Here is a 20,197-nt window from a genome sequence, read left to right as displayed (position 1 = left end):
AGCCGGGTTTGTGCCCGGCTATCCCTTCAGCGCGGCGGGGAACACCTCCGCCAGCCAGGCGATAAACACCTTCAGTCTGTGCGTTAAATGCCGGTTCTGCGGGTAGACCACGTGAAACGGGTACGCGGCAGGCTGCCAGTCACCCAGAATCGCCACCAGCGCTCCCGTCTGCAAATAGGTCTTTGCTGAATACTCAAAGGTTTGAACGATCCCCAGACCCGCCGCGGCAGCCGCCAGATGAGCGTTACTTTCATTGACGCCGAGATAGTGCGGAAGAGTGATTTCCAGCGCCTCGCCGTTCTGCCGGAAGCGAAACGGAAACGGCCGCCCGGTGACGGGAGAGAGATAACTAACAAGCTTGTGGCCGTTGCGCAGCTCCTGCGGATAGGCCGGAACGCCGTGGTTTTTAAGGTAACCCGGCGTCGCGCAGGTGACCATCTGAGCGTCACCGAGATGACGGGCGATAAGCGTTGAATCGTTCAGCGGGCCGCCGCGGATCACGCAGTCTACGTTACCGCTGATAAGATCGACCGGACGATCGGCAACGCCAAGATCGATACGGATATCCGGGTAGCGCTGCATAAAATCCGGCAGCAGGGGGATGAGCACGTCCCGTGCTGTGGAACCGCCCACGTCAACCCGCAAATGTCCCTTGGGCGTCGCGCGGGAAACGCGAAACGAGGTGTCGATATCTTCGATATCAATCAGCACCCGGCGCGCTTTTTCATAGTATTCCAGCCCTTCAGGCGTCGTGACCACCCGACGAGTCGTGCGGTGAAGGAGACGTATCGCCAGGTGCGCCTCAAGGGATTTAACCAGTTTGCTCAGCGTGGCGATCGGCATATTCAGCGAGTCCGCCGCGCGGGTAAAACTGCCGGATTCCACCACCCGCGTGAAGGCGCGCATCGCCATAAGCTGATCCATGATGACCTCTGATTATTTCCATAGATGAATAGTCATTTTCATTTTTGCCCATTTTTCACAAATGTCGCAAGGGATAAAGTCTGTCCAACGCAAACACAAAAAGGTAAATGACATGAACACGACTCTCTCAGGAAAAATTGCACTGGTCACCGGCGGCAGCACCGGTATTGGTCTTGCCACGGCGCAGGAGCTGGCGGCACAGGGCGCGAAGGTGTACATCACCGGGCGTCGTCAGGCCGAACTTGACGCCGCGGTAGCAGAGATTGCTTCTGACGCAGTGGGCATTCGCGCAGACGTCTCTAAGCTTGCCGATCTGGATGCGGTTTATGCCCGGATAGCAAAAGAAGAAGGCCGTCTCGATATTCTGTTCGCCAATGCGGGTGGCGGCGATATGCTGCCGCTGGGCGCGATCACCGAAGAACAGTTTGACCGGATTTTTGGCACCAACGTTCGCGGGGTGCTGTTCACGGTGCAGAAGGCGCTGCCGCTGTTATCAACCGGCTCGTCGATCATTCTGACCGGCTCGACGGTGTCGATTAAGGGGACGGCCAATTTCAGCGTCTACAGCGCCAGTAAGGCCGCGGTGCGTAACTTTGCCCGCTCCTGGGCGCTGGATTTGCAGGGCCGTGGGATCCGCGTCAATGTCGTAAGCCCGGGCCCGATCAAAACGCCTGGTTTAGGGGATCTGGTGCCGGAAGAACACCGCCAGGGGCTGTACGACGCGCTGGCCGCGCAGGTGCCGCTCGGACGTTTAGGTGCGCCGGGCGAGGTGGGTAAAGCGGTGGCGTTTCTGGCCTCCGACGCGGCCAGCTTTATCAACGCCACCGAGCTGTTTGTGGACGGCGGGATGGCGCAAATTTAACCCAGGCTGCGCCAGCAGCGAACGTGACGGCCCTCGCGAGAGGGCTGTAGCGGCTGAGGACGTTCGCACCCCTGCGCGGCCATCGGGCAGCGGTCGCGGAAAAAACAGCCTTCGGGCAGATGACGGTTGCCGGGAAGCTCCGTTTTGCGTAACGCCAGCGTTTCATCCAGCGGCTCTCCGGTGCGAGGAACCGAATCAAGCAGCAGGCGGGTATAGGGATGGCGCGGTTCGCCAAGTACCTGCGCGGCGCTGCCCAGCTCCACAATCTGTCCGAGATACATCACCGCCACGCGGTCGCTCATGTGTCTGACCACCGAGACGTTATGCGAGATCAGTACGTAAGTCAGATTACGCTGCTGCTGTAGCGTCACCAGCAGGTTGAGGATTTGCGCCTGCACGGAGATATCCAGCGCGCTGGTGGGTTCATCGAGCACGATGATATCCGGATCGGACGAAAGCGCCCGGGCGATGGCAATGCGCTGGCGCTGCCCGCCGGAGAAGGCGTGTGGAAGGCGGTCGAGATATTCCGGGCGAATGCCCACCTGCAGCGCCAGATCCGCCGCCAGCTGACGGCGCTCGCGCTCGCTGCTGCGTTTTTGCACCCACACCGGCTCGGTAATGATGCGCCAGACCGGCAATCGCGGGTCGAGCGAGGAGAGCGGATCCTGAAACACCATCTGCATGCCACCGGCATGGTGGGCACGCTGACATGCGCCGGTGCTGGGTTTAAGCATCCCCATCAGCAGCTGGGCCAGCGTGCTTTTCCCGCAGCCGGATTCCCCGACAACGCCCAGCGTTTCGCCCCGACGGATCTGGAGATCCAGCCCGTTGAGCGCATGGACCCGTTCCGTCACGCGGCCCAGCCAGTTTTTGCGCGCCGCAAAGTTCACGTGCACGCTATCCAGTTCCAGCAGTACATCAGACATGGTGTTTCTCCCGTTGTGGATACCAGCAGGCAGCCAGTTGGCCCTCTGCGCCATGCGGCTGCAGGCGCGGCGTTTCGCTGCATTTTGCCCCCGCGGCAAAGCAGCGCTCGCGGAAAGCGCACCCCTGCGGAAGCTGGCTCAGGTTGGGCACCGTTCCGGGAATGGCGGGCAGCAGGTCGCGCGGCTGGCCGTTTTCCGGCGCGCACCGCAGCAGGCCGATAGAATAGGGATGCACAGGGCGGTGGATCAGCGTTTGCGTGGCGCCGCTCTCTATCACGCTGCCCGCATACATCACGTACATTCTGTCGCAGAGCTGGGACACTACGGCCATATCATGGCTGATAAACAGCACCGAGGTGCCGCTGGCCTTCGCCTTATGCTTCAGCAACCGCAGCACCTGGAGCTGGACGGTCACGTCCAGCGCGGTGGTCGGCTCGTCGGCGATGATCAGCTCCGGCTCGCAGGAAAAGGCAAGGGCGATCATCACCCGCTGGCGCATGCCGCCGGAGAGTTCAAACGGATAACGCGCCATGACCTCCTTCGCGTCCGGAATTTGCATCTCTTCCAGCAGGGCGATCGCCTTCTGCTGTGCCTCGCGCCGGGAAAGCGGCTGATGCTGGCGGATCACCTCCACCATCTGTTTGCCAATCCGCCGCGTCGGGTTGAGTGCGGTCATGGGCTCCTGAAAAATCATCGCTACTCTAGCGCCGCGCCACTGGCGAAGCTGTTTCTCGGACGCCGTCAGGGCGTTTTCACCGAGTAATCTCACCTGACCGTGATGAATACGGTAGCTTCCCTCTGGCAGCAGGCGCATGGCGAGCATGGCGGTAACGGATTTGCCCGACCCTGATTCGCCCACCACGCCGACAATTTCGCCCCTGCCGATCTCAAGCGAAACGTGGTTCAGCGCGTGGACCTCCCCGCGAAAAACCGGGAAGCTCAGATGCAGGTCTTCAATATTGAGTACCGGTTCGGTCATTACTGTTTGCCTCCTGACTTCGGATCCAGCAGATCGCGGATACCGTCGCCAAACAGATTAAAGCCCACGGCGGTAATCAAAATTGCCGCACCGGGAAAGGCGCAGTACCACCACTGGTCAAGGACGTAGTTACGGCCCACGGCCACCATCGCGCCCCATTCGGCGGTGGGCTGCTGCGCGCCCAGGCCAATAAACCCCAGCGTGGCGGCCATCAGAATGGCGCTGCCGATATCCAGCGACGCCTGCACTATCAGCGGCGGCAGGGCGTTGCGCAGGATGTGCCAGCGGATCAAATGCCAGCGGGAGGCGCCAAAGGTGCGGGCGGCCTGAACGTAGGTGAACTGTCGCACCACCAGGGTTTGCCCGCGCGCCAGCCGCACGTAGAACGGTATGCGGACAATCGCAATCGCCAGCATGGCGTTAAACAGGCTCGGACCGAGCGCGGCGGCCAGCGCCATGGTCAGCACCAGAGAAGGAATGGAGAGCATAATGTCCATCACCCGCATGATGACGGCGTCGCCGCGCCCGCCCAGGACGCCGGACAAACAGCCCAGTAGCGAGCCAATGCCGCCCGCAATCACCACCACCGCCAGCCCGGCGGTAATCGACTGCTGGCTGCCCGTCAGCACGCGGCTGAACAGGTCGCGTCCCACCTCATCGGTGCCAAACCAGTGTTGCGCAGAGGGTGCCTGCAGGCGGGCGGTGAGATCCAGCGCGTTCGGGTCATGCGGCACTATCCACGGCGAGGTCACCATCAGCAAAAGCATCGCGATCATAATGACGCCGCCGACAATCGTGAGCGGGCTTTGGCGCAGCATCCAGAACAGCTTTGCCCAGTTGATGCGTTGTCTGGCGGTTTTCACCGGGACGGGTGTTTCCTGCGTTAACATCATTCGGCACCTCCGCGCCCGATTCGCGGGTCAATCCACAGGTAAAGCAGATCGACCACCAGATTAACCAGCACGTAGGCCAGCGAAACGACGACGGCAAAGCCCATCACCGCCGGGAAGTCCAGCGCCTGAATGGACGTCACCACCCAGGCGCCCATACCCGGCCAGGCAAAGACGGTTTCGGTCAGGACGGCGCCGTAAAGCAGGTCGCCCAGCGCCAGCCCGAGCACGGTAATGGACGGGATCATCGCATTCGGCAGGGCGTAGCGCAGGACGATGTACCAGCCGGGCAGGCCGCTGGCACGTGCGGTGCGGATGTAGTCCTCGCTAAGCTGCTCCAGCATCGCCGAGCGCACCTGGCGCGCCACGATGCCCAGGTGAACAAACGCCAGCGTCAGCGAGGGTAAAATCAGGTGCTGCAGCGCGTTGAAAAAGACTTCACCGTTGCCTTCCAGCAGGGCGTCCAGCAGATAAAACCCGGTGACGTGCGTCGGCGGATCGAGCCAGTCGTCCAGCCTGCCGCCGCCCGGCAGAATCTGCAGATGCCCGTAAAACAGGACAATCACGCCCAGCCCAAGCCAGAATGCAGGCGTGGAAATCCCGGTCATCGCCATTAAACGCACCAGGTGATCCAGCCAGCGGTTGCGGTACACCGCCGACAAAATCCCCAGCGGCACGCCGATAACCAGCGCCAGCAGCAAAGAACAAAAGGCCAGCTCCAGCGTGGCGGGGAAAAAGGCCTTCAGGTCTTCCGCAACCGGGCGTCCGGTACGGATGGAGGTGCCTAAATCACCGTGGGCCAGGGCGTCCACGTAGCGGCCAAACTGCACATACAGCGGCCGATCCAGCCCCAGCTGCTGGCGAATGTTCTGCACGATTTCGTCGCTGGCGCGATCGCCCGCCAGCAGACGCGCCGGGTCGCCGGGGATCATGTGTGAAATAATAAAGGTAATAATACAGACACCGGCCACCACCAGGAGTAACCCCCAGCAGCGCTGGCGCACGATGCTCCAGAACGTCATACGCTTTCCCCCGACGAGAACTGTTATTTACTCATGGTGGCGATGTTGAACACCTGCTCGAGCATCGGATTAAAGGTGAAGCCTTTGACCTCTTTATTCATCGCCAGCTGGTAGTTCTTCTGGAACAGATAGACGTAGGCCGCTTCGTCAATCACCACCTTTTGCGCTTGCTGGTAATCTTTGGTGCGTTCCGCCTGGTCGGTGGTTTTCAGCGCGGCCTGCAGCAGCGAATCCACCTCTTTGTTCTCATAGAACGAGCGGTTGCCCGGCAGCCCTTTTTTGTCCGATTCGAACCAGTAGTTCATGAACATATATGGGTCGGCAAAGTCCGGGCTCCAGTTGCCGATGGCAATGTCGTAATCGCCTTTACCGACGCGGTCGCGCATGGTGGCATTGGCCAGTTTTTCCAGCTTGACGTTAATGCCGATCTTGCCGAGGCTCGCCTGAGTGGAGAGGGCGATAGGCTCCCAGTTCGGATCGTTGTCCGAGTAAAGGAAGGTCAGGCTGGCGGGCTTGTCTTTGACCTTCTCCAGCGCCGCTTTGGCTTTGGCCTCGTCGAAGCTGTACTGCATTGCCGCGGCGTCAAAGCCCCACATGCCTTCCGGGATCGGGCCGCGCATCTGCTTGCCGTTGCCGCTCAGAATGCCTTTTACCATTCCCTGATAGTCCGTCGCCCAGGAGATGGCCCGGCGTAAATCCACCTGATTGAGCGGCGCTTTGCTGTTGTTGAGATAGAGATAGGTCACGCGCAGGGAGGGGTATTCCGCGACGGCGACTTTGCCTTCCTGCTTCAGGGCTGCAAGCTGATCGACCGGCAGGGAGTCGGCAATGTCCAGATCGCCGCGGGAAAGCTGCAGTCGGCGCGAGGCGCTTTCACCGATAATTTTCACCGAAACGCGCTTAAAGTGCGGCTTCGCGCCCGACCAGTGGGGGTTCGGCACCAGGATCAGCTGCTGGCCTTTCTGCCAGCTCTTCAGCATAAACGGCCCGGAACCGGCGGTATTTTGCGCCAGAAAACCGCGCGCGTCGTCCGCGGCATTGGCCTTCAGCACCGCCGGGTTAATGATGGACGCCCCGTCGTTTGCCAGCGTGTAGAGGAAAGGCGCGAACGGCTGGCTGAGGGTGAATTTCACCGTGTGGTCATCGACGGCATCAATTTTGAGATCTTTCGGGAAGGCTTCAGACGGCCCCTGGCCGAGCTTGAGCAGGCGCTCAAAGGAGAGTTTGACCGCTTCGGCGGTGACCTGCGTGCCGTCGGAGAATTTGGCGTTATCCGCCAGGGTAAAGGTCCACTCTTTCTGGTCGTCGGACGCCTTCCAGCCCGTCGACAGATCGCCCTCCACCTCGGTAGAGCCGGGCTTGTACTTGACCAGACGCTGGTAGGACGGATAGGTGACGGTCCAGTCGTTGTTATCGATGGTGATGGCAGGGTCGAGCGTTTGCGGGTCGGCGGCTTTACCGATCGCCAGCATGTCTTTCGGGACGGCGGCCAGCGCCAGCGGGGCGCTCAACGCCAGCGTGGCGGCAATCAGGGTCGTGAGAAGCGATGTTTTCATGGCAGTGCTCCAGGTTAAAGAGAGGTGTGCGTCAGGGGAAAACAGGCAAAACGGTCATCAAGCAGCGGGTAGCTGGCGGCGTTCGGCAGTTCGAAGTGCCACCATTCGCTGCTAATCCCCACAAAACCGCCGCCGAACATGATGGCGTTCAGCAGCAGACGGTTTCGCTGGGCGTGTGGGGGTACGGAAGGGTGATAGGGATGCGAGCGGTCATGCATTTCGTCAAAACCGGCGCCCATATCCAGCACGCTGTTATGCTCGTCCATCAGCGTGACGTCGATGGCCGTACCGCGGCTGTGATTGGAGCCAATTGCCACATCGACCACATACTCCGGGTTCGGGCAGGCGTCCCACAGCTGGGCCTGCGCCTGCTGCGGCCGATAGGCGTCGTACACCACCAGCTTCAGCCCGGCCAGGGCGGCAATGCTGATGGCTTTTGCCAGCGCGGTGGCGGCCTCGGTATGCAGCAGGCACAGTGCCTCCTGATAGATCGGCCTGCCGGTGATGTTGTCGGCGGTGGCGTACTTCAGGTCGATATGCAGCGTGGGAAACGTCTTCGCCACGTCAATCAGTTCACTCTCATCGGGCATAGCTCCGCTCCTTTAGCGTTCGAATTGACCAAACTCTTGTTGTAATTGTCGGTTTACCGCCAGACGCGCCGGGAGCGCATCACCCAGCGCTTCCACCACGCCCGACAGCAGCAGGTTGAACAGACAGCTCACGGGGGCAAGCGAATCCCAGAAATGACCGGTATCGGTTTTCACCTGCAGTAAATCCATCGGGTAATCCCGCGCCCACGGGCACCAGATGTCGGTGATTAAGGCCAGCGGGATCCCTTTTTCGCTCGCCACGCGGCAGTACTGGCGGGCCATCGTGGAGTAGGTGCGCGTATCGGTCAGCACAACGTAAGGGTGCGAAAACCCGGAGTTGAGGGATTCCACCCAGCTGCCGGACGCGCCTTCGGAATAGCTCACGCGCGGGCGAAGGTACTCGAGATGGCTGAAGAAGGCGTTGGCGATCCCGCGCGTGGACTGGATCCCCAGCACAAACACCGCGTCGGCGTGGGCCAGGTTGTGCACCACCTGACGGAAGGCGTCCGTTTGCGCCAGCTGATACACCTGCGTAATGGCGTCCACCTCCAGCGACAGGGCATGCTGAAGGCGGTTGGGGAGGGGACGCTGCTGCTGCCAGGAGTCCAGCCGCTCGTTCATGCCCCAGGGCTGATACGGATCGCGCAGGCTCTTTTTGACATCTTCCAGGTTGCGATACCCCAGCTTGCGCAGGAAGCGTCCGACGGTGATCCCGCTGGTCCCGCTTGCCAGACCGACGCTTTCCGCGGTTTCGAACGGGATTTGCGCGGCGTGCGCCAGCAGCCAGCTCCCGACACGCTTTTCGCTGGGAGTGAGCTGGCTGAACGTCGCTTCGATACGGCTCAACATCTCGGGTTTCGTCGTCATACCGCCTCGCTGTTAACTGGCTGTCAAAAGCTGGATTTGTGTTACAGGGTTAACAATGCACGACGCGTGCCATGTTCGCGGTGAGATAAAAACTCGCCGCGCTGTTAATTTCACGCAATATTTAGTTAACCAATGATCAACATTTGTGCAGCGTAGTTCACTTTTGGTGCAGCGGCTGACGCGGCAGGTATGAATTTGATGAATACGTCAGTCCGTTCACATTTTTGATAAGATAAAAGGACAGTGAACATAAAAGGGATCCCGGCATGGCGAATTTGCCCTGGCGAATCAGCGTGCGCCTGGCGGCGCTTGCAAAGAAAACAGGGATGGTCGTGGGGATCGTCCTGGTCGTCCTGTTGGCGGTGCGGGTCTATCTCTCGCAGCAGGGGCCGGACCTGCACCTCTGGCACACCTGGCGGGCGGACGAGATGTCCGTGCGTGAACTCGATAACACCAACTTTGCCGGGTATGTTGCCCGGGAAAACGCCATTTTCGCCGAGCTTGATAGGGCGGTGACGGCGAAAACAGCGGGCCAGGAACAAACGCCGCTAAACCGCTATTATCGCCAGAGCCTGGTTTGGCCGGGACAGTTCACGCCCGATGCCAACCGTTCGTTTGTGCTGATGCCAGCAGGAAAACCCCGTGGCGCGGTGGTATTGCTGCACGGACTGACTGACTCGCCTTACAGCGTCAGGCACCTTGCCGAAAATTATCAACAGCATGGTTTCGTGGCCGTGGTTCCGCGCCTGCCCGGACACGGCACCGCGCCCGGCGCGCTAACCGACGTTGACTGGGAGATGTGGCTCGCGGCGACGCGTCTTGCCGTGCGGGAAGCCACGCGCCTGACGGGAGATAATGTGCCGCTGCATCTGGTGGGGTACTCCAACGGCGGGGCGCTGGCGATGAAATATGCTCTCGATGCGATGGATTCCTCTGCGCTTCGTCGACCACAGCAGGTAATCCTGCTCTCACCAATGATCGGCGTGACGGCCTTTGCGCGTTTTGCCGGTTTTGCGGGGCTACCGGCGCTGCTGCCACCGTTTGCCAAAGCGGCGTGGCTGAATATCTCTCCGGAATATAATCCGTATAAATACAACTCGTTCCCGGTGAACGCCGCCCGCCAGTCGTGGCTGCTGACGAAGGCTCTGCAGGAGCAGATTGGCCGCGAGGCGCGGGAGAACAGGCTGGTGAATTTGCCGCCTGTGCTGGCATTCCAGTCGGTCATGGATTCTACGGTCAGCACCCGCGCGGTGGTGACCGGCCTGTTTGACCAGCTTCCGGCAAACGGCAGCGAGCTGGTGGTGTTTGACATCAATCAGGCGGCCAGCTTCCGCCCGCTGTTCAAGCCGTCGTCGTGGACGGCAACCTCGGCGCTGCTGCCGGTTGCGCAGAGACGTTACGGTGTCACGATTATTACCAATGCGGACGCACACAGTTTCTCGACGGTGGCGAAAACAACGCCAGCAGGCAGCACGCGGGAGACGGTTGTGCCGCTTGTGCAGACCTGGCCGCAGGATGTCTATTCCTTGTCGCATATCGCCGTGCCGTTCCCGCCGGATGACGATCTCTATGGCCGCGAACCTGGGGTGAAAAACCGCTACGGGATAAGCCTGGGAACGATTGCGCTGTGGGGAGAAACGTCCGTGTTGAGCGTCGGTAAAGAGGCGCTGATGCGGGTCACCTCGAACCCGTTTTACGACTATATGCAGGAGAGGATCGACAGCAGGATTGGCGATGGGGAAAAGTAATGTTCCCTTGTGGCGTGAATATGTTAGGTCGCATTGATTAAGTATGTTACATAGTAGCTTCAAGGCACCTCTCATTATCATTGGAACCCCTTTTTGTGCTGACGACGCTGATCTACCGAAGCCAGTTGAATTTATCCCGCCCGTCCACCGAACTGCGGGAGCTGGTGGAGCGCGCCAGAGGCCGCAACACAAAACTGGATATTACCGGCGTCCTCCTGGCAAAAGGGAATGACGTTCTGCAGATCCTCGAAGGGTCGGAAGAGAGTGTGGTCAAACTGTTCCACACCATCCGTGAGGACAAGCGTCACAGTGGGGTGGTTGAACTGCTGCGGGACTATGGTCCGCGCAGACGCTTCGAAAACGTCGGTATGCTGCTGTTCGACCTGCAAACGCAGTCGCCGAAAGAGGTGCTGCAGTCGGTGCTGCGCTACAGCAAGCTGGACAGCTATCTGACATCTGATGACCGGGTGTTCAAATTTATTCAGACCTTTATAACCGGTAAACGTCCGGCCCCGTCGGGGACGCGTTACACCTCGGACAAATGGACGCTCTCGACCGAAGCGCTACCCTTTGGCGAACATCTGGGCCTGATTGCCGGGCAAACCTGCCAGTTTGCGCTGCAGCCAATTGTCGAGCCCTCGGAAGGGAAAATCAGCTCCCTTGAGGCGCTTATCCGTAGCAATGACGGCGGCAGCCCGGAACATTTCTTCAGCTCCCTGGACCCGGCGAAAATCTATGAAGTCGATCTCCAGACGAAAGCGTATGCCTTCGCGCTGGCGGAAAAACTGGGCATTGGTAGCCATAAAATCGCGGTAAACCTGCTGCCCATGTCGCTGGTGAATGTCCCTGGCGCGGTGGAATTTTTGGTCGATGAGATTAAAAAACATGGCCTTCAGCCGGAGCAGGTGGTCATTGAAGTTACTGAAAACGAGATGATCTCCGGGTTCAACCAATTTAACAGCGCCATCAAGCGGCTTCGCGGTGAGGGGGTTGGCCTGGCGATTGATGATTTCGGTTCCGGCTATGCCGGTCTTTCGCTGCTGACCCGCTTCCAGCCGGATAAAATCAAAATCGATCGCGAAATCATCAGCGATATCCATCTCAGCGGCCCGAAGCAGGCGATTGTGCGCTCCATCATCAGCTGCTGCTCCGATCTTGAAATTACCCTGGTGGCCGAAGGGATCGAGAAAATAGAGGAGTGGTGCTGGTTAGAATCTGCCGGGATCCGCCGCTTCCAGGGCTTCCTGTTTGCCCGTCCGCAGCTTAACGGCGTTGGCGATATTCGCTGGCCGCATCTGAAGCGTTAGGCAATTTTCCTCCCGCGTTATTTCCCCTTTTCCCTGCCTGTGCTTAAATAGCTAAAACGGTTTAACATAGTTTAGCTAAGAGGGTCACATGGAAAAAATCTGGGTACTTGGCGATGCGGTGGTGGATTTATTGCCCGATGGCGAAGGGAAATTACTGCAGTGCCCCGGTGGCGCACCGGCAAACGTCGCGGTGGGCATTGCCCGGCTGGGGGGCAAAAGCGCGTTTATCGGCAGGGCTGGCGACGATCCTTTCGGGCGCTTTATGGCGAAAACGCTCGCTGACGAGCGGGTCGACGTGAAGCATATGCGCCTTGACCCGTCGCACCGCACCTCTACGGTGGTGGTGGATCTGGACGACCACGGCGAACGCTCGTTTACCTTCATGGTGCGCCCGAGCGCCGATCTGTTTCTGGAACCCGCCGACCTGCCGACGTTCAGCGCGGGCGAGTGGCTGCACGTCTGTTCCATCGCGCTAAGCGCAGAGCCGAGCCGCTCGGCGACCTTTCAGGCGATGGCCGACATTCGGGAAGCGGGAGGCTACGTGAGCTTCGACCCCAATATTCGCCCGGATCTCTGGCCGGATGAGAACGCGCTGCGTCGCTGCCTGGAACAGGCCCTGCAGAGCGCCGACGTGGTCAAGCTCTCCGTTGAGGAACTGGCATTTTTAACCGGCGATGCGGATGTAAGAGAAGGTCTGAACACGCTGATGCAGCGCTGCCCGGCGCGCCTGGTGCTGGTCACCCAGGGAAAAGAGGGCGTTATCGCCTGGCATCAGGGCGCGGTGAAACACTATCCGGCTACCCCTGTGCAATGTGTCGATACCACTGGCGCGGGCGATGCCTTCGTCGCCGGGCTGCTCTACGGGCTGGCCGCCGGTCAGGAGCTGGTTCCGGCAATCGCCTTAGCCCAGCGCTGTGGCGCGTTAGCCACCACGGCAAAGGGGGCGATGACCGCGTTGCCCTGGCAGCACGACCTGTAATCCTTACTTCACTGGCCGCCGTCCGGCGGCCTGAATTGTCGCCTCGATCACACTTACTAAATCGGTTTAGCAAAAAAGATTGCCGATCCAAAATTCCCGGGTTTAGTATCAGCAGCCTAAACCGGTTTAGCAATTTAGCACGTTCGATTAATACTTTTAGGGATGCGACAAAATGTATAAAAAACGCAGACTTGCCGTGATGATAGGCATGCTGGCCGGCAGTACCTCTGTTTTTGCCCAGACGGATATGACAAGTATCGAAGCGCGCCTTGCCGCGATGGAGCAGCGCCTTCAGGCTGCTGAAGCGCGTGCGCAGGTCGCTGAAAAACGCGCCACCGAAGCCGAACAAAAAACGCAGCAGCTGGTCGCCGCCCAGCAGCAGACGCAAACCACAACCCAGGCGGTGGCGCAGCGTACCGCCGCGCTGGAGAAAAAAGCGGATCAGAGCAGCGGATTTGAGTTCCACGGCTACGCCCGTTCCGGCCTGCTGATGAACGACGCGGCCTCCAGTAGCAAAAGCGGCCCGTACCTGACGCCAGCCGGGGAAACCGGCGGTGCGGTAGGGCGTCTGGGTAACGAAGCCGACACCTACGTCGAGTTGAACCTGGAGCACAAGCAAACCCTGGATAACGGGGCGACCACGCGCTTCAAGGCGATGCTGGCCGACGGTCAGCGAACCTATAACGACTGGTCAGCCGATACCAGCGATCTCAATATTCGCCAGGCCTTTGCGGAGCTGGGCAACCTGCCTGATTTTACCGGCGCGCTGAAGGGCAGCACCTTCTGGGCGGGTAAACGCTTCGACCGCGACAACTTTGACATTCACTGGCTGGATTCCGACGTGGTATTCCTGGCCGGTACCGGCGGCGGCGTCTACGACGTGAAGTGGAACGACTCGCTGCGCAGCAACTTCTCGATCTACGGCCGCAACTTCGGCAGCGTGGAGCAGACCGACAACAACGTTCAGAACTACATCCTCAGCATGAACCACTTCGCCGGGCCGCTGCAGGTGATGGTGAGCGGCCTGCGGGCGAAGGATAACGACGACCGTAAAGACGCTAACGGCGATCTCATCAAAACCGACGCGGCCAATAACGGCGTTCATGCCCTGGTGGGGCTGCACAACGAGAGCTTCTATGGCCTGCGGGAAGGGAGTGCCAAAACGGCGCTGCTGTACGGTCACGGCCTGGGCGCAGAAGTTAAGAGCATCGGTTCCGACGGGGCGCTGCTGTCTGATGCCGATACCTGGCGCTTCGCAAGTTACGGTGTCACGCCTGTTGGCGGTGGCTGGAGTATCGCGCCTGCCGTGCTGGCGCAGAGCAGCAAAGATCGCTACGTCAAGGGCGACAGCTATGAGTGGGTGACGCTCAACACCCGCCTGATTAAAGAGGTGACCCAGAACTTCGCGCTGGCGTTTGAGGGAAGCTATCAGTACATGGACTTACATCCGGAAGGCTATAAGGACCGGAACGCCGTTAACGGCAGTTTCTACAAGCTGACCTTTGCGCCAACGTTAAAAGCGAGCAAAATCGGCGATTTCTTCAGCCGCCCGGAGCTGCGCCTGTTTGCCACCTGGATGGACTGGAGCAGCAAACTGGATAATTACGCCAGCGATGATGCCTTTGGCAGCAGCGGCTTCAACGCTGGCGGGGAATGGAACTTTGGGGTCCAGATGGAAACGTGGTTCTAACCCATCACGCTCCCGCCCGGCGGGGGCGTTTCGCACATCATAAAAAGAAGTCAGGCAGAGGTATCTATGGATGTTAATCAAATCGCCCGCGAGCTTATTCCGCTGCTGGGCGGCAAGGAAAATATCGCCAGCGCTGCGCACTGCGCTACGCGTCTTCGTCTGGTGCTGGTCGACGACGCGCTTGCCGATCGGCAGGCGATTGGCAAGGTCGAGGGCGTGAAGGGCTGTTTTCATAACGCCGGGCAGATGCAGGTCATTTTCGGCACGGGCGTGGTGAATAAGGTCTACGCCGCGTTTATTCAGGCGGCGGGGATTAGTGAGTCCAGCAAGTCTGAAGCGGCGGATATCGCGGCGCGCAAGCTGAACCCGTTCCAGCGCATTGCGCGTCTGCTCTCCAATATCTTTGTCCCGATCATTCCCGCCATTGTGGCGTCCGGCCTGCTGATGGGCCTGCTCGGCATGGTGAAAACCTACGGCTGGGTCAATGCGGATAACGCCCTCTACATCATGCTGGACATGTGCAGCTCGGCGGCGTTTATCATTCTGCCAATCCTGATCGGCTTTACCGCGGCGCGGGAATTTGGCGGGAACCCGTATCTGGGCGCGACGCTGGGCGGCATTCTGACCCACCCGGCACTGACCAACGCCTGGGGCGTGGCCTCCGGCTTCCACACCATGAACTTCTTCGGCCTTGAGATCGCGATGATTGGCTACCAGGGCACGGTATTCCCGGTGCTGCTGGCCGTCTGGTTTATGAGCATCGTCGAGAAAAACCTGCGCCGCGCTATCCCGGACGCGCTGGATCTGATTTTGACGCCGTTCCTCACCGTCGTTATCTCTGGCTTCATCGCCTTGCTGATTATCGGCCCGGCAGGGCGCGCGCTGGGCGACGGCATCTCCTTTATCCTGAGCACGCTGATTGAACACGCGGGCTGGCTGGCCGGGCTGCTGTTCGGCGGGCTGTACTCGGTGATTGTGATCACCGGTATTCACCACAGCTTCCACGCGATTGAAGCCGGGCTGCTGGGTAACCCGTCGATTGGCGTAAACTTCCTGCTGCCGATCTGGGCCATGGCGAACGTGGCGCAGGGCGGCGCTTGTCTGGCGGTGTGGTTTAAAACCAAAGACGCCAAAATCAAAGCCATTACCTTACCGTCGGCGTTTTCTGCGATGCTGGGCATTACCGAAGCGGCCATTTTTGGTATCAACCTGCGCTTCGTGAAGCCGTTTATCGCGGCGCTGATCGGCGGCGCGGCGGGCGGAGCCTGGGTGGTGTCAGTGCATGTCTACATGACCGCCGTCGGGCTGACCGCTATTCCGGGCATGGCTATCGTTCAGGCCAGCTCGCTCCTTAACTATATTATCGGCATGATGATTGCCTTCGGCGTGGCGTTTACCGTCTCGCTGCTGCTGAAATATAAAACGGACTCTGAATAATGACGCAACTTTCCCGCTGGCCTGCGATCCTGCAGGCCGTTCTGAAAGGGCAGCCGCGGGCGCTGGCGGATAGCCATTACCCGCAGTGGCACCCCGCGCCGGTGACGGGGCTGATGAACGACCCGAACGGGTTTATCTGGTTTGCCGGACGCTACCATCTGTTTTATCAGTGGAACCCGCTGGCCTGCGAGCATCGCTTCAAATGCTGGGGGCACTGGAGCTCTGCGGACCTGGTGCACTGGCAGCATGAGCCGCTGGCGCTGATGCCCGACGAAGAGTATGACCGCAACGGCTGCTACTCCGGTAGCGCCGTGGACAACCACGGTGTCCTAACACTGTGCTACACCGGCAACGTTAAGTTTGATGACGGTAGCCGCACCGCCTGGCAGTGCCTCGCCGTGGAGCAGCCGGACGGAACCTTTACGAAGCTGGGGCCGGTGCTGGCGCTGCCGGAAGGCTACACCGGCCACGTGCGTGACCCGAAGGTATGGCAGCACGACGGGGAGTGGTACATGGTGCTGGGTGCGCAGGATGTGCAAAAGCGCGGCAAGGTGCTGCTGTTTAAATCAGCCGATTTGCATGCCTGGACGTCCTGCGGGGAGATCGCTGGTCACGGCGTCAACGGCCTGACGGAAGCGGGGTATATGTGGGAGTGCCCGGACCTGTTCGCCCTCGACGGAACGCACGTCCTGATCTGCTGCCCGCAGGGGCTGGCGCGCGAGCCGCATCGCTACCTCAATACCTATCCGGCCACCTGGATGAGCGGGGCGTTTGACTATGCCAGCGCCGCATTCGATCACGGCGAGCTTCACGAGCTGGACGCGGGCTTTGAATTCTACGCCCCGCAAACTACGTTAGCAGAAGACGGACGCCGCATTCTGATCGGCTGGATGGGCGTACCGGACGGAGAAGAGATGCTTCAGCCAACCCGGTCGCACGGCTGGATGCACCAGATGACCTGCCCGCGTGAACTCCGCTATCGTGACGGCAGGCTCTGGCAGACCCCGGCGCGCGAGCTGGCGGCGCTGCGTGAAGATGAGCAGCGCTGGCAGGGGCGCGCCAGCGAGGCGCCGGAACTGGACGCGACGCGCCTGGAGTTTGAGCTGGGCGCATCGCAGGTGAATGTCGATTTCGCAGGCGCGCTGCGCCTCACGGTCGATGAGCAGGGTTTACGCCTTGAACGCGCGAGCCTGAAAACCGGTGAAACATTGACCCGCTACTGGCAGGGAGAGGTTCGTCATTTACGCGTTCTGTGCGACTGCTCCAGCGTTGAAATTTTCATCAATCACGGTGAAGGGGTGATGAGCAGCCGCTATTTTCCTGACCATCCGGCCCGGGTGCGATTCGAAGGTGCGTCCGACATCACATTACGCTACTGGTCGCTGCGCGCCTGCATGATAGAATGAGGGTTTTGGCAGCCGGATCTAAGTCGTTGTGAGAAAAACAAAACGCGTCACCATTAAAGACATCGCGGAGCTGGCGGGTGTGTCAAAAGCCACCGCCAGCCTGGTCCTGAACGGGCGCAGCAAAGAGCTTCGCGTGGCGGAAGAGACGCGCGAGCGCGTGCTGGCGATTGCAAAAGAGCACCACTATCAGCCCAGCATTCACGCCCGCTCGCTGCGCGATAACCGCAGCCACACCATTGGTCTTGTCGTTCCTGAGATTACCAACTACGGTTTCGCCGTCTTTTCTCACGAGCTGGAGACGCTGTGCCGCGAGGCGGGTGTTCAGCTGCTGATCTCCTGCAGCGATGAAAATCCGGGGCAGGAGACGGTGGTGGTGAACAATATGGTGGCGCGTCAGGTGGACGGGCTGATTGTGGCCTCCAGCATGCTGAACGATGCGGACTACCTGAAGCTCAGCGAGCAGCTGCCCGTGGTGCTTTTTGACCGCCATATGAACGACAGCGCGCTGCCGCTGGTGATCACCGACTCCATTTCCCCGACAGCGGCGCTGGTAGCGGACATTGCGCGCCAGCATCCAAATGAATTCTACTTCCTCGGCGGCCAGCCGCGCCTGTCTCCGACGCGCGACCGTCTGGACGGTTTTAAGCAAGGTCTGCGAGAGGCCGGCGTGGAGCTGCGCCCCGAGTGGATCATTCACGGTAACTATCACCCGAGCTCCGGGTACGAGATGTTTGCTGAACTCTGCGCCCGCCTGGGGCGTCCGCCAAAAGCGCTTTTCACCGCCGCCTGCGGGCTGCTGGAAGGGGTGCTGCGCTATATGGGCCAGCATAACCTGTTGCAAAGCGATATCAGATTAGCCAGCTTTGACGATCACTATCTCTACGATTCACTGACGATCCCGGTGGATACCATTCGTCAGGACAATCGTCAGCTGGCGTGGCACTGCTTTGATCTGATTGGCAAATTGATCGAAGGGGAGACGCCGCAGCCATTGCAGCGCAAGCTGGATGCCACCCTGCAGCGGCGCTATAAGTCAGCGGTATAGCCCCAGGCGATATATCAATAACTTTAATTAATTTAAGTTTTGGAAGCGCCGATAACCATAAGGAATAATTCTCCTTGAGGTATTGGTTTATGTCGTTGAAAAAGTCGTCCCTGATTGTCCTGTTCTCGCTGCTTTTGTTCTTTATCGTCAGCACCGTGACGAGCGTTGGCCTCATCATTAAAAGTAATAACTCGCTGGATAACGTCAACAAAGAGATCCAGGTGGTACTGTCGATTATTGACCCCATCAACCACAGCCGTACGCTGCGCGTGCGGGTGATGGAGTACGTGAAGATGGTGGAAGCGGGCAACGCGGCGGACGAGTCTGCAAAGCTTGCCGCAGTGAAAGAGGCGCTGACCAAAGCGGACAATGCCTTTGCGGCGTTTATGGCTTCGCCGCGTCTGACGGATGAAGCGCCGCTGGTGAGTGCCTATCAGGACGCCTGGCAAAACTACCGCAACCAGGGGCTGGCGCCGCTGATCGATGCCGCTGCGGCGCACGATGTCGCCAAATTTAACGCGCTGATCCCGGAAGTTTCCCGTCTCGACCGCCAGTACGAAATCATTCTCGACCAGGTGCTTTCGGTCCACCAGAAATACGCTAAAAGCCTGAACGAGGATGCGAGCAGCAATTTCGTCTCCGGCCTGGTGATGATTGCCGTTATTGCTTGCCTGTTTGTGGTGGTGATCGTTGCAGTCAGCATCTTCATGAAGCGCTTTGTCTTTGCCCCGGTCAACCTGGCGCGCGAGCACTGCAGCCAGATTGCGGCGGGCAAGCTGGACATTCCGGTGCCGGTGAAGGGGAGTTCAAGCAACGAAATCGACCACCTGATGGGCTCGATGGAGCAGATGCGTCAGGCACTGCTGGCGACCATCGCCCAGGTGCGCGATGCGAGCCATACCGTGACGCACGCGGCGCAGGAGATTGCCTCCGGGAATATCGATCTGGCTTCGCGTACCGAGCAGCAGGCTTCCGCGTTGACCCAGACGGCGGCGAGCATGGAGGAGCTGAGCGCGACGGTGGCGAACAATACTGACAACGTCTATCAGGCCGGAAAACTGGTGCAGGACGCGGTGAAAAATGCCCACACCGGCGAAGCGGTGACCCGCGAAGTCATCGACACGATGAACACCATCGCGGCGAACTCGAAGCGCATCGAAGACATTACCAGCGTGATCAACAGCATCGCCTTCCAGACCAACATTCTGGCACTTAACGCGGCGGTTGAAGCGGCGCGCGCCGGAACGCAGGGCCGCGGTTTTGCAGTGGTGGCCAGCGAAGTGCGCACTCTCGCGCAGAAAAGCGCGGTGGCGGCTAAAGACATCGAGAGCCTGATTGCGCAGTCGGTCTCCAGCGTCAAAAACGGTGCGGAGCTGGTCAGCCGCTCGGGCGAGGTGATTGACGCGATCATTTCGTCGGTGAATAAGGTGAATACGCTGATGGAGCAGATCTCCGTCGCCTCCGAAGAGCAGAGCCGCGGGATCGGCCAGGTCGGGCAGGCGGTAACCGAGATGGATGGCGTGACCCAGCAGAACGCCGCGCTGGTGCAGCAGTCCGCGGCGGCAGCGGCCTCGCTGGAAGAGCAGGCGCAGCAGCTTTCGCGGAGTATTGCGAGTTTTAGGTTGCCGGTGCAGGCTTGATTTTATGAGGGAGGCTCCTGAGGGAGCCTTTTTATATCATCTCAAAGGTTGTGGCCTCTGAGCTTTTGATCTTAAAAAACGGCTTTAAAGTGCTGGCAACAACGGTAGAAAGATAATTAATGATGATTATATAGTTACGACTTTTTTAACATTAGAGGAAGGTGCAATAAACAGGAGAAATAAGTTTCAAAAAGATTTTCAATGCAATGTTTTTATGAGAGAGTTACAAATAAATTCTCAGTTGGATATTTGAATGGAGAACATATCTCTATCTAATAATATTGAAGAGATTGTTAATATTCTTCATGAGAAGTGCGCCTGTATTTTAA

Annotated in this window: 17 protein-coding genes; 9 read left to right on the top strand and 8 right to left on the bottom strand. The window is 59.4% G+C overall.

The genetic code is table 11. The features are described 5' to 3' along the window. Positions 1–18 precede the first annotated feature (18 nt). A complete protein-coding gene (locus IM284_RS02015) occupies positions 19–924 on the bottom strand; it encodes a LysR family transcriptional regulator (protein ID WP_047368602.1) in 906 nt (301 codons plus the stop codon). A 112-nt stretch (positions 925–1,036) separates the two neighbouring features. Between IM284_RS02015 and IM284_RS02010 the strand changes: the two genes are divergently transcribed. Continuing rightward, on the top strand, positions 1,037–1,786 hold the full coding sequence (locus IM284_RS02010; RefSeq protein ID WP_047368601.1) for an SDR family NAD(P)-dependent oxidoreductase: 750 nt from the start codon (positions 1,037–1,039) through the stop codon (positions 1,784–1,786). Here IM284_RS02010 and IM284_RS02005 read toward each other — a convergent pair. Genes IM284_RS02005 through IM284_RS01975 form a run of 7 tightly spaced genes read right to left on the bottom strand, consistent with a single transcriptional unit; the run spans position 1,783 to position 8,616 of the window. Beyond that, positions 1,783–2,712, bottom strand: a complete 930-nt coding sequence (locus IM284_RS02005; protein WP_047368600.1) for an ABC transporter ATP-binding protein — start codon at positions 2,710–2,712, stop codon at positions 1,783–1,785. The genes IM284_RS02010 and IM284_RS02005 overlap by 4 nt on opposite strands. Further along, positions 2,705–3,691 (bottom strand): ABC transporter ATP-binding protein, encoded by a 987-nt coding sequence (locus IM284_RS02000; RefSeq protein ID WP_047368599.1) that lies wholly within the window; start codon positions 3,689–3,691, stop codon positions 2,705–2,707. Before IM284_RS02000 ends, IM284_RS02005 begins: the two co-directional genes overlap by 8 nt. Next, entirely contained in the window at positions 3,691–4,584 is an 894-nt protein-coding gene (gene ddpC / locus IM284_RS01995) for a D,D-dipeptide ABC transporter permease (protein ID WP_041909883.1), read from the bottom strand. The genes IM284_RS02000 and ddpC overlap by 1 nt, the downstream gene beginning before the upstream one ends. Further along, positions 4,581–5,603 (bottom strand): ABC transporter permease, encoded by a 1,023-nt coding sequence (locus IM284_RS01990; protein ID WP_041909885.1) that lies wholly within the window; start codon positions 5,601–5,603, stop codon positions 4,581–4,583. Before IM284_RS01990 ends, ddpC begins: the two co-directional genes overlap by 4 nt. A gap of 23 nt (positions 5,604–5,626) precedes the next feature. Next, positions 5,627–7,159, bottom strand: a complete 1,533-nt coding sequence (locus IM284_RS01985; protein WP_047368598.1) for an ABC transporter substrate-binding protein — start codon at positions 7,157–7,159, stop codon at positions 5,627–5,629. Between the two features lie 14 nt (positions 7,160–7,173). Continuing rightward, positions 7,174–7,749 carry a D-alanyl-D-alanine dipeptidase gene (gene ddpX / locus IM284_RS01980; RefSeq protein WP_047368597.1) on the bottom strand — a complete coding sequence of 192 codons (576 nt, stop codon included), beginning with the start codon at positions 7,747–7,749 and terminating at the stop codon, positions 7,174–7,176. Between the two features lie 12 nt (positions 7,750–7,761). Continuing rightward, positions 7,762–8,616 carry a MurR/RpiR family transcriptional regulator gene (locus tag IM284_RS01975; protein ID WP_045630451.1) on the bottom strand — a complete coding sequence of 285 codons (855 nt, stop codon included), beginning with the start codon at positions 8,614–8,616 and terminating at the stop codon, positions 7,762–7,764. Between the two features lie 266 nt (positions 8,617–8,882). On the opposite strand from IM284_RS01975, the gene IM284_RS01970 reads away from it, so the two are divergent. The 8 genes from IM284_RS01970 to IM284_RS01935 all read left to right on the top strand — a co-directional run bounded on the left by IM284_RS01970 (position 8,883) and on the right by IM284_RS01935 (position 19,868). Next, a complete protein-coding gene (locus IM284_RS01970; RefSeq protein WP_047368596.1) occupies positions 8,883–10,364 on the top strand; it encodes a carboxylesterase in 1,482 nt (493 codons plus the stop codon). A 95-nt stretch (positions 10,365–10,459) separates the two neighbouring features. Beyond that, positions 10,460–11,671: a diguanylate phosphodiesterase gene (locus tag IM284_RS01965; RefSeq protein WP_028013219.1), complete on the top strand. Its 1,212-nt coding sequence runs from the start codon at positions 10,460–10,462 to the stop codon at positions 11,669–11,671. An 88-nt stretch (positions 11,672–11,759) separates the two neighbouring features. Then, positions 11,760–12,650, top strand: coding sequence for an aminoimidazole riboside kinase (locus tag IM284_RS01960; protein ID WP_047368595.1), 891 nt, complete (start codon positions 11,760–11,762; stop codon positions 12,648–12,650). Between the two features lie 172 nt (positions 12,651–12,822). Further along, entirely contained in the window at positions 12,823–14,340 is a 1,518-nt protein-coding gene (locus tag IM284_RS01955; protein ID WP_028013217.1) for a carbohydrate porin, read from the top strand. Positions 14,341–14,406: 66 nt separating this feature from the next. After that, the gene (locus IM284_RS01950) at positions 14,407–15,777 is read left to right on the top strand and encodes a sucrose-specific PTS transporter subunit IIBC (RefSeq protein ID WP_193055706.1); all 1,371 of its coding nucleotides are present in this window, start codon (positions 14,407–14,409) and stop codon (positions 15,775–15,777) included. After that, complete coding sequence (locus IM284_RS01945; RefSeq protein ID WP_047368593.1) at positions 15,777–17,183, top strand: sucrose-6-phosphate hydrolase; 1,407 nt, start codon at positions 15,777–15,779, stop codon at positions 17,181–17,183. Before IM284_RS01950 ends, IM284_RS01945 begins: the two co-directional genes overlap by 1 nt. Before the next feature lie 28 nt (positions 17,184–17,211). Next, positions 17,212–18,228, top strand: a complete 1,017-nt coding sequence (locus IM284_RS01940) for a LacI family DNA-binding transcriptional regulator (protein WP_047368592.1) — start codon at positions 17,212–17,214, stop codon at positions 18,226–18,228. Positions 18,229–18,317: 89 nt separating this feature from the next. After that, a complete protein-coding gene (locus tag IM284_RS01935) occupies positions 18,318–19,868 on the top strand; it encodes a methyl-accepting chemotaxis protein (RefSeq protein WP_047368591.1) in 1,551 nt (516 codons plus the stop codon). Positions 19,869–20,197: the final 329 nt, after the last annotated feature.

The sequence above is a fragment of the Enterobacter cloacae complex sp. P12RS genome (assembly GCF_014895875.1).
In the GTDB taxonomy this organism is placed as follows: Bacteria; Pseudomonadota; Gammaproteobacteria; order Enterobacterales; family Enterobacteriaceae; genus Enterobacter; species Enterobacter bugandensis.
Note: the sequence above shows the minus strand (reverse complement) of the source record. Positions and strands in the feature narration are given on the sequence as shown.

Excerpts from the sequence above, each read along its gene's own strand:
- IM284_RS01985 (WP_047368598.1), bottom strand. The coding sequence starts at position 7,159 with ATGAAAACATCGCTTCTCACGACCCTGATTGCCGCCACGCTGGCGTTG.
- IM284_RS01935 (WP_047368591.1), top strand. The coding sequence starts at position 18,318 with ATGTCGTTGAAAAAGTCGTCCCTGATTGTCCTGTTCTCGCTGCTTTTG.
- IM284_RS02000 (WP_047368599.1), bottom strand. The coding sequence starts at position 3,691 with ATGACCGAACCGGTACTCAATATTGAAGACCTGCATCTGAGCTTCCCG.
- IM284_RS02010 (WP_047368601.1), top strand. The coding sequence starts at position 1,037 with ATGAACACGACTCTCTCAGGAAAAATTGCACTGGTCACCGGCGGCAGC.
- IM284_RS01960 (WP_047368595.1), top strand. The coding sequence starts at position 11,760 with ATGGAAAAAATCTGGGTACTTGGCGATGCGGTGGTGGATTTATTGCCC.
- IM284_RS01975 (WP_045630451.1), bottom strand. The coding sequence starts at position 8,616 with ATGACGACGAAACCCGAGATGTTGAGCCGTATCGAAGCGACGTTCAGC.
- ddpX (WP_047368597.1), bottom strand. The coding sequence starts at position 7,749 with ATGCCCGATGAGAGTGAACTGATTGACGTGGCGAAGACGTTTCCCACG.
- IM284_RS01970 (WP_047368596.1), top strand. The coding sequence starts at position 8,883 with ATGGCGAATTTGCCCTGGCGAATCAGCGTGCGCCTGGCGGCGCTTGCA.
- IM284_RS01990 (WP_041909885.1), bottom strand. The coding sequence starts at position 5,603 with ATGACGTTCTGGAGCATCGTGCGCCAGCGCTGCTGGGGGTTACTCCTG.
- ddpC (WP_041909883.1), bottom strand. The coding sequence starts at position 4,584 with ATGATGTTAACGCAGGAAACACCCGTCCCGGTGAAAACCGCCAGACAA.
- IM284_RS02015 (WP_047368602.1), bottom strand. The coding sequence starts at position 924 with ATGGATCAGCTTATGGCGATGCGCGCCTTCACGCGGGTGGTGGAATCC.
- IM284_RS02005 (WP_047368600.1), bottom strand. The coding sequence starts at position 2,712 with ATGTCTGATGTACTGCTGGAACTGGATAGCGTGCACGTGAACTTTGCG.
- IM284_RS01955 (WP_028013217.1), top strand. The coding sequence starts at position 12,823 with ATGTATAAAAAACGCAGACTTGCCGTGATGATAGGCATGCTGGCCGGC.
- IM284_RS01945 (WP_047368593.1), top strand. The coding sequence starts at position 15,777 with ATGACGCAACTTTCCCGCTGGCCTGCGATCCTGCAGGCCGTTCTGAAA.
- IM284_RS01950 (WP_193055706.1), top strand. The coding sequence starts at position 14,407 with ATGGATGTTAATCAAATCGCCCGCGAGCTTATTCCGCTGCTGGGCGGC.